The 7674-nt window shown below is 35.3% G+C and carries 9 protein-coding genes and 1 pseudogene; all 10 read right to left on the reverse strand.

The window, feature by feature from the left end; translation table 11 throughout:
- Nucleotides 1-319, reverse strand: a 319-nt coding sequence (locus AAEY57_RS18125) for a hypothetical protein (protein ID WP_350608454.1), incomplete at its 3' end; no start/stop codon positions are given.
- Between the two features lie 4 nt (nucleotides 320-323).
- The gene (locus AAEY57_RS18130; RefSeq protein ID WP_008113889.1) at nucleotides 324-1130 is read right to left on the reverse strand and encodes a hypothetical protein; all 807 of its coding nucleotides are present in this window, start codon (nucleotides 1128-1130) and stop codon (nucleotides 324-326) included.
- Between the two features lie 65 nt (nucleotides 1131-1195).
- Nucleotides 1196-2890: an HD domain-containing phosphohydrolase gene (locus tag AAEY57_RS18135; RefSeq protein ID WP_249365181.1), complete on the reverse strand. Its 1695-nt coding sequence runs from the start codon at nucleotides 2888-2890 to the stop codon at nucleotides 1196-1198.
- A gap of 30 nt (nucleotides 2891-2920) precedes the next feature.
- Nucleotides 2921-3736, reverse strand: a complete 816-nt coding sequence (locus tag AAEY57_RS18140; protein ID WP_008128592.1) for a methionyl-tRNA formyltransferase — start codon at nucleotides 3734-3736, stop codon at nucleotides 2921-2923.
- A gap of 178 nt (nucleotides 3737-3914) precedes the next feature.
- Entirely contained in the window at nucleotides 3915-4397 is a 483-nt protein-coding gene (locus tag AAEY57_RS18145) for a YybH family protein (protein WP_008128594.1), read from the reverse strand.
- Between the two features lie 29 nt (nucleotides 4398-4426).
- Nucleotides 4427-4912, reverse strand: a complete 486-nt coding sequence (locus tag AAEY57_RS18150; RefSeq protein WP_350608455.1) for a YybH family protein — start codon at nucleotides 4910-4912, stop codon at nucleotides 4427-4429.
- A gap of 21 nt (nucleotides 4913-4933) precedes the next feature.
- Nucleotides 4934-5458, reverse strand: coding sequence for a c-type cytochrome (locus tag AAEY57_RS18155; protein WP_350608456.1), 525 nt, complete (start codon nucleotides 5456-5458; stop codon nucleotides 4934-4936).
- 64 nt (nucleotides 5459-5522) lie between these two features.
- Entirely contained in the window at nucleotides 5523-5921 is a 399-nt protein-coding gene (locus tag AAEY57_RS18160) for a hypothetical protein (RefSeq protein ID WP_350608457.1), read from the reverse strand.
- 35 nt (nucleotides 5922-5956) lie between these two features.
- Nucleotides 5957-6433 carry a ferredoxin reductase domain-containing protein gene (locus AAEY57_RS18165; protein ID WP_350608458.1) on the reverse strand — a complete coding sequence of 159 codons (477 nt, stop codon included), beginning with the start codon at nucleotides 6431-6433 and terminating at the stop codon, nucleotides 5957-5959.
- A gap of 322 nt (nucleotides 6434-6755) precedes the next feature.
- A pseudogene (locus AAEY57_RS18170) lies at nucleotides 6756-7604 on the reverse strand (transposase); the annotation flags it as partial.
- Nucleotides 7605-7674: the final 70 nt, after the last annotated feature.

Consider the following 7674-nt stretch of genomic DNA (forward strand, 5'->3'; position numbering starts at 1 on the left):
TTAAACCCTGAGAAAAAAGAAGAAATGCGGGCGGCATAAAATTTAACTTGAGGCGACAACTAACTTGAAAAACTCCGTTAGACATAACAGAGGTTTGTGTTTGGCCAACACTATCAACAGATAAGTTACTCACACCGTCATTATTAGCTACGACAATATTTTTTTGAGTTGGTGAAACCGATGCGATTTGTGAATTCTTTGGGTGATGATTCGCATGTTCATCTTTCCCTTGCTGAGCAAATGATGCAGTGCAATAAAAATATAAGGTAACCCAAAGTGATAGAGTAATAACTGTTTTACTAAAAAAGAAATTCATCATAGACCTATCCCTTACTATCAAATTCTTTTGATATATTTATTTTTTTAATAAGTTCCACTTGTTGCGGCAATAAAACGTCTACAGATTGACCGACCATCTCGATAAATGATAATCGTAGTGTTGAATTGACAGATGCTATTTCTGAAAGAGTATCTCTAACCTCATTTAAATTAGGCATTCCTGAAGCGGTCTCTTTCCACAAACGCTTTTCGAGTTGTTCACGCAGAGTAACTTTTTCTCGTTGAGTAATTCCCCATTGCTGCTTTATGTTAAACAATTGTTCAACCTGCCCTGAAGTCAGTTCAAGTTCAGATACATAATCTAAAAAAAAGTCGGTTTCACCAAGGTGATATAGGTGTGGTGCATCTTGATAGCCGGGTAAAACATCAGTCATGGTAGATAACGAGCCTTGTTTTTCTGGTAAAGGTTTGGTCCCCATCATTGATTTGTTTTTCATCATCATTTTACACATTCTGCCCATACAGTTTTTTTTCTTGGTCATCATACCCATTTTATTTCGCCCCATTTTTTGGTTAAGGCTATTAGAGGTATCATTTTGATTTTTCACCTGGTTATCTCCAGTTGTTTCAAGATCATTTGTAGCGCTTAATTTAGCAGTTTGTTGTGCTGGCAATGTTTGTAAGTTCTTATTCATTTGCTGAAGAGACTTTTGAATGCTGGTAAAGTTTTTATCTTGATAACTCTTTGATTGATTATCTACCGTTGGCTCTGCTGCACTTATGCATGAAGGCAACAAGGGAATGAAGACAATTCCAATGTAGTTATATATTTTATATTTAGGAAATTTCATTTGTTGTACTCCATTAGTGCTAGATTCATAACTGTTTTATTTAAATGATTTTGAAGAAAAACAACCTATTCAGGCATGTGCATAATTTTTTCCAGCTCTTCCATATCGATCAATTTATTTTCTGGTAAATCTATATAACGTGTTGAATAATATAAGCATGTTCCATTTACTTCTTTCCTCAATAATTCTTCCCTTTCAGATGAGTCAATTTTCCTTTTGAGCAACAGAATAAAGTCATCTCCAAATAGCCTAAATACAAGGTGGTTTTCTTCAAATTTTTGAAGAGAATTTACAATTTCTATAAGCTTCTCATCACCCTTATTCCAGCTATGTTCTGAGTTATATTTCGAAAAATTATGCACTCTAATTAGCAAAACATGTCGATATTTGTTTAATTCTTGTTTTTGTTTTGACAATAAAAGCTCTAAGTACCTTTGATTGTATGCATGTGTCACATTATCTTTATAGAAATATGAGAAACGTTCATGCTGTAAATCAGACTCTGGTAACTGCGATATTTTACGATCTATTTTAACGTTTGATAATGCGTTAATCGCAGACTTTACAATTACAGGGTTAAATTGTTGTCCACTTAATTTAGAAATTTCTTGAATTGCTTGTTGTACTGATTTTCTACCTTTATAAATTCTGTCTGTGGTCATAGCATCAAAGCCATCAGCAACCGTGAGAATTTGAGATAAGAAGGGAATCTCGCCTCCTTTTAAACCTTGGGGATAGCCAGAACCATCATAATATTCATGATGATGTCGAACTATTTCTGCTAAATCTTTATAGATAGATACTTTAGAGAGAATTTCATAACTGGTTGTTACATGGTTTTTAATAATTTTATATTCTAAATCACTCAACTTCCCCGGCTTTAATAAAATAGAGTCTGGCGTAGATATTTTACCTATGTCATGTAGCATCGATGCTCTGTAAAGTAGCTCTTTTTTAATACTCGAAACATTTAGCTCTTCAGCAAGTAACATCGCATATTTTGCAACTCTTCGGGTGTGACCAGCGGTATAGCTATCTCGTTTCTCTAATATATCGACTAAATTAAAAACACTTTCTTCATAATTTCTTAGTTTTTTAGTTACTGCACTGCTTGTTTTTTTATAGCCGTAAATGATTGCAGCTATACCTAATACCCAAATTATTCCTATGCTTCGAATCATACTCCATGTGTGCAAATAGGCTTCTGAAAGGTATCGACTCATATTCACCGAAACAAAAACACCTCCAAAGTAACCACCTTTTTTCTCAAGTCCTACTAGCCTGCAAATTTGACAGTCTTGATCTACAGCTCTTGGCTCTACAGCTCTTAAAAAAGAGCTTTGACCTTTCTCATCAATAAAATAAGTTGTCTCGTTTCTATCGATTAAGACTCCGACTAGTTTTTTTTGCCATTCATCTAAAAAAGTATTTTGGTTACTAACATTTGAATTTTCTTGTACAAAGACTAGAGAAACTTTTGGTTTCTCTATACCAAGTTCAATAGATACGACGCCACTATTAGATTCAAGTCCTTTTAAATCTAATTGTCTTGATAAGCTCATATCGTTAATTTGGTAGTCATTTATTAATAGTTTTATGGTCGCATCAATGTGTTCAATTGCAGAAAAAGCATCATCTTTAGCATTTTTAACCGCACTTTTTTTTGATGATATGATTAAGTTTGCAGTTAGCGTTGTAACAATAATTGTCCAGATAACCACAACGGTAAGTGCAACTTTCTTTAACGGTTTCATTTTCATAATCATGCTCTACATCCAATTACAATTACGTTAATCAATCAAAGATAACGAATATTTGTGAACACAAACTATCCCATCACTTGAGCTGATAACAAGTAAATATTCATCTTCATATATAACTTTTCCTGCGTCATAATGATGGCCGTATTCTACAGTTTCTAGATGTTTGGCATTCCAAAGACGGTTATTAAGTTTAAGAACTACCCCAATAAAGCCATAACTGCGAATCTTGCTACTTATGTGTTGTGTTGATTGTTTCCAGTCCAGCATCCGCTCTGTTATGTCTATGAGTGGAAAATATGAGTATTCAGATTGAGGCTTAGCATTTTCATAGTGACATTCGACATCAGAAAGGAAGGTTTTTAATAAATTTACCGCTTCAATATGCATTTTGACCATGACTGTCGTGATAGATTCATTCTTTTGAATGGGAACATCTGATTGAAGAATCACGTCTCCACCATCTACCACATTTGTTAATTTATGAATTGTTACGCCAGAATGTTCAGGATATTTTAATAGATATGGTAATGGCGTTGGCCCCCTGCCGTTTGGTAACATTGACGGGTGTATGTTAATAGCGTACTTAACATTGGTTTCAGGTAATATGTGTAGATACTCAGCTACTATGAACATTTCTACACCCATGGAAATCAAATGTTCAAGCTCTTCACTCATAGGCTTATTTTTGAACAAGGGAATTTGATGCGTTTCGCACAATTTTGATATAGCCGAAGACGTAAAATCGGGCGAGTTAATGTAAACTCTTTCAATTTCAAAGCCGCCCTTAATTAAATATTTTAAGCACGAAGAAAACATATTATTGCCGAAGTAAACTATTCTCATAAGCCGAACCTCAACTCTAAACAAGTGATGTAATATTTTTTAATAGGGCCTAAAGTGACTTTAAATTCATATAAATTTAAGTTTTATTTATCTCTTTTTTTTCACTTAAAAGCCCTACTCCATTCCTGTAAAAGTTTTAAACTAACAACTCATCATGCTGTACAGTTTTAAACAATTATTACTTTCTATTTCTACTAGAAGAATGGGTATGTACTACTTTCCAATTTTTATCTACTTTGCGAAATAAGAATGTTTGAAATCCTGTTTTGTCGAATATTTTGCCACTTTTGTTCACTTTTCCTTCTATCCGTGTATCAGCAATAGCCCACGCAAAAGATTTGTCATCACCCTCAAAGTGAACTTCTATTTCACTAAAATTCAGCCTTAAATATTCCAGTGCATCTTTTTCAGGTTCAACATGATGTTCAACTAATGAGTTCAATCCTGTATTTTGCCCGCCACCTTCTATATATCGAGCACCTTTATAATCAAGAAAGTTCTTTCTAAATGGTGCTCCGTCTCCATTTTCCCAACCATACTTAATACTCGAAATGATATCGATTATTGCCTGTTTATCTTTGTTTATATGTTTTCCTCCCCCATGAGCAAAGCTAACAAAACTTGTGATAACTAAAATAGCTGCTGCAATATACTTGATCATTTTTTATCCTTTATTATTATTTTTTTAAGCTAGTGTGACCAATGGATATGGACTATTTTCCATTTTCCATTTTTTTTCATAAGTATCATACTTTCCATACCTTCACTTTTCACGTCTTTTCCTTGAAACTCTCCGGTTAACTTTGTTTTGGATATTGAGTAAGCTGTTTCCCCCACCTCCCTGACTTCATGTTCAAGTATTTCTACTTTAAGTTGAGCCAAATATTTCATGTCAGCCAGCATATGATGATTAGCATAATCATCTGCTGAGCGCTCTACTCTACCGCCCTCATATATAATGACATCATCAGCTAAAAAGCCGCGTGCTTTGCTCTTATCGCCACCCTGTAAGGCTTGGTGAAATTGCATAACGACTTTACCTGCATCACTTGTTAATACGGGCAATTCACCACGTTTACTTGTATTATTTTTTTCGCTTGCATGAGCTATTGTAACATTGCTCATGGTTAAGAAAATTAACAAAGCCGCTGTTACTATTATTTGAATTATTTTCATTTTTATTCCTATCTTTAATAATTAATCTATTGCCGTTAGCACTTGATATTGCTCGGGTGTTATTGTAGGTAATCGTTTAATAAAAGCAACCATTGCCCATATTCTTTCATCACTGTGAGTTTTGCCCCAAGCTGGCATCCCCGAAGCTTTTATGCCGTGCTTAATCACCCAAAAGTTCTTCTTTGCAAGCTCTTCATCCGTACCGTGTTGATGGGTTTCATGCGAAATACTTAAATTAGGTGGAGTAGGATACAACCCAATGCTCATATCACTTTCTTTTAATCCAGGTTTTAAATGACAACTTGAGCACATATATTCATAATCTGCTCCTCCCATTAATAACAACTCAGGACTTTCCAAATCAGGTACTTTGATATGTTGTGCCGATTTCTTTATGGATGCTTCCCTAGTTTCTTCAAGAAGCCAATAAACAATATCACTGTGAGGTTCATCTGCGGCTACATTCACTATCCCTGAATACATGACAGTGGCTGCACTGGCTCCTCCCAAGAGCAATAATATCGATAGAATTTTAAGAGCTTTCATAACAATTCCTTACTTAGAAAAGTCACTTAATATGCGCTTCAATTAAGTGACATTCAGTATTTAATTAATGGTTCTGATGGTCATCATCATTAGCTTTTGTGTCCTTTGTTTTGTCCATTTTGCTATGATCCATGTCTTTCATTTTACTGTGATCCATGTCTTTCATTTTACTGTGATCCATGCCTTTCATTTTGCTATGATCCATGCCTTTCATTTTGCTATGATCCATGCCTTTCATTTTGCTGTGATCCATTTTCTCCATTGAAGATTTTGATTGCTTCATACACTTTTTCATCATTGCAACTGCAACAGGATCATTCATATCCATTTTGCTATCATCCATTTTGCTACAATCAGCTTTTTCTGCTTTTTTTGCATGCATTTTCGGATCATGAGCGGATGCCGTCATTGATAAAGTAATGGTTGGTATCAATACCAGAGCTAGTTTTGTTAAAGTTTTCATGGTTTTCTCCTACGTTAATAATTTTTAAATGGGTATTATGTAAATCTATCAAATGCAATATCACTTGCATCTACGTTGTTTTCTTTAAGTAGTTCAATGGTTGTTTTCATCATTTCGGGTGGTCCACAAACATAGAATTCAACACTATCAATTTTGCAAATATCACTAATATTTGTTGCAAGTAAGTCTTGAACATATCCTTTAGTTTCGGTCCAATATTTAGACGGTCTAGACAGCACAGAGTAATAATGGAAATTGGGATTTCCCCCTGATAACTCAAAGAACTTATCTTGATACAGTAAATCATTTTCGGTTCTGGCTCCATAGAAAAAATAAATTTTTCTATTATATTTATTCCTCGTTCTAATCATATTTAACTGTTCTTCGATCAGAGACTTAAGGGGAGCCATACCAGACCCAGCACCAATTAATATCATTGTTTTTTCACTAGAAGGTTTTGCATGAAAATGTTCAAATGGGCCAACCGCTTCTATTGTTTGTCCTAGCCCCAAATTACATATATAGCTAGAACCTACTCCGGGGTATATACTTTTATTTGGAGCATTTTGAATTTTGACGGTAAACTTTAACTCGTTAGTACCAGCTTCAATCTGCCCATCACCATTAGCTATAGTGAAATTATTATGACACCCACTCTAATATATCTATTTAAATGCTGCTACAAAATTAAACTTAAATGCTGAATCTTCGCGGTTATCACTTTGCAAAACTAACTTATGTTTCAAAATAAGTGAATTTCGTTGTAAAATTTAAGTGACAGCCACGAAAATGCCTACGCTATGCAGTGGAAGTAATTTTGGGGGGGATTAGGCTCTACCCGAATAACTTTTCACAGTTACTCATGTTTGTTCGCCGTTTTCGGTTGAGGTTCTCGCAGTAACTTTCGTGTGATGATGCTCTGCCTACTGCACCATGAAATACACGTGTAAATTGAGTAGTTAGTTTTAACCAGTTTTCTGGGGATATATTTAGCCTTTCTAGCAAAGAAAGACCTGAATTATCAATATGTCCGTGTTTATCCTCCCGTATTATTCCCCCCGTTAATTCGACAAGCTCAAGGTACGATTTAAGCTCAAACGGCAGCCCTTTTGGCATTATTTGACGTGACATACCTGCAAAGCGAAGTAACTGTTTAGGTTGCTTTCCTTCTGTCGCGCTTGTTAAACGCTTTTGAACACTGGTATGGTCCGATTCCTCCAGACTATTAGCCATTTTCGCTCTAATGGGGTTTAAGTCTACATACGCCATACAGGCTGCAAGTGCGGCTTCATCTAGGAGTGCTTGTGATTTAAAGCGCCCTTCCCAGAACCTGCCTGTGCAGTTATCTTCTTTATTTGCTTTGCGCGCTATATCTTCATTTAGCAACCGCATAAACCAGCTAATACTTGATAAGCGTTCGCGATATTGCTTGACCGTTTGATTAAAAAAAATGAGTTCTGCTTTGCTTAGCTTTTCACCTTGTACGTATTTCTGCGTTAGCAAGGTGCCTTTACACAGTTTATGCCAGCGAATAACAATCGCTTTGTCATTCAACCTGTTTACTTTTTTATCATCAACATAGAGTACTAAATGGGTGTGGTTACTCATTACGGCATAAGCACACACATCAATACAAAATACCTTGGTTAACTCTAGCAGTTTATCTTCAACCCAACGTAAGCGTCCGAGCAACGACACCTAGCAGAGTGGATTTAATTAATTGAAAATACCGTCAGTTTCTACTGGAGGTATT

The sequence above is a fragment of the Pseudoalteromonas sp. MER144-MNA-CIBAN-0113 genome, assembly GCF_040308965.1.
Classification (GTDB): Bacteria; Pseudomonadota; Gammaproteobacteria; order Enterobacterales; family Alteromonadaceae; genus Pseudoalteromonas; species Pseudoalteromonas tetraodonis.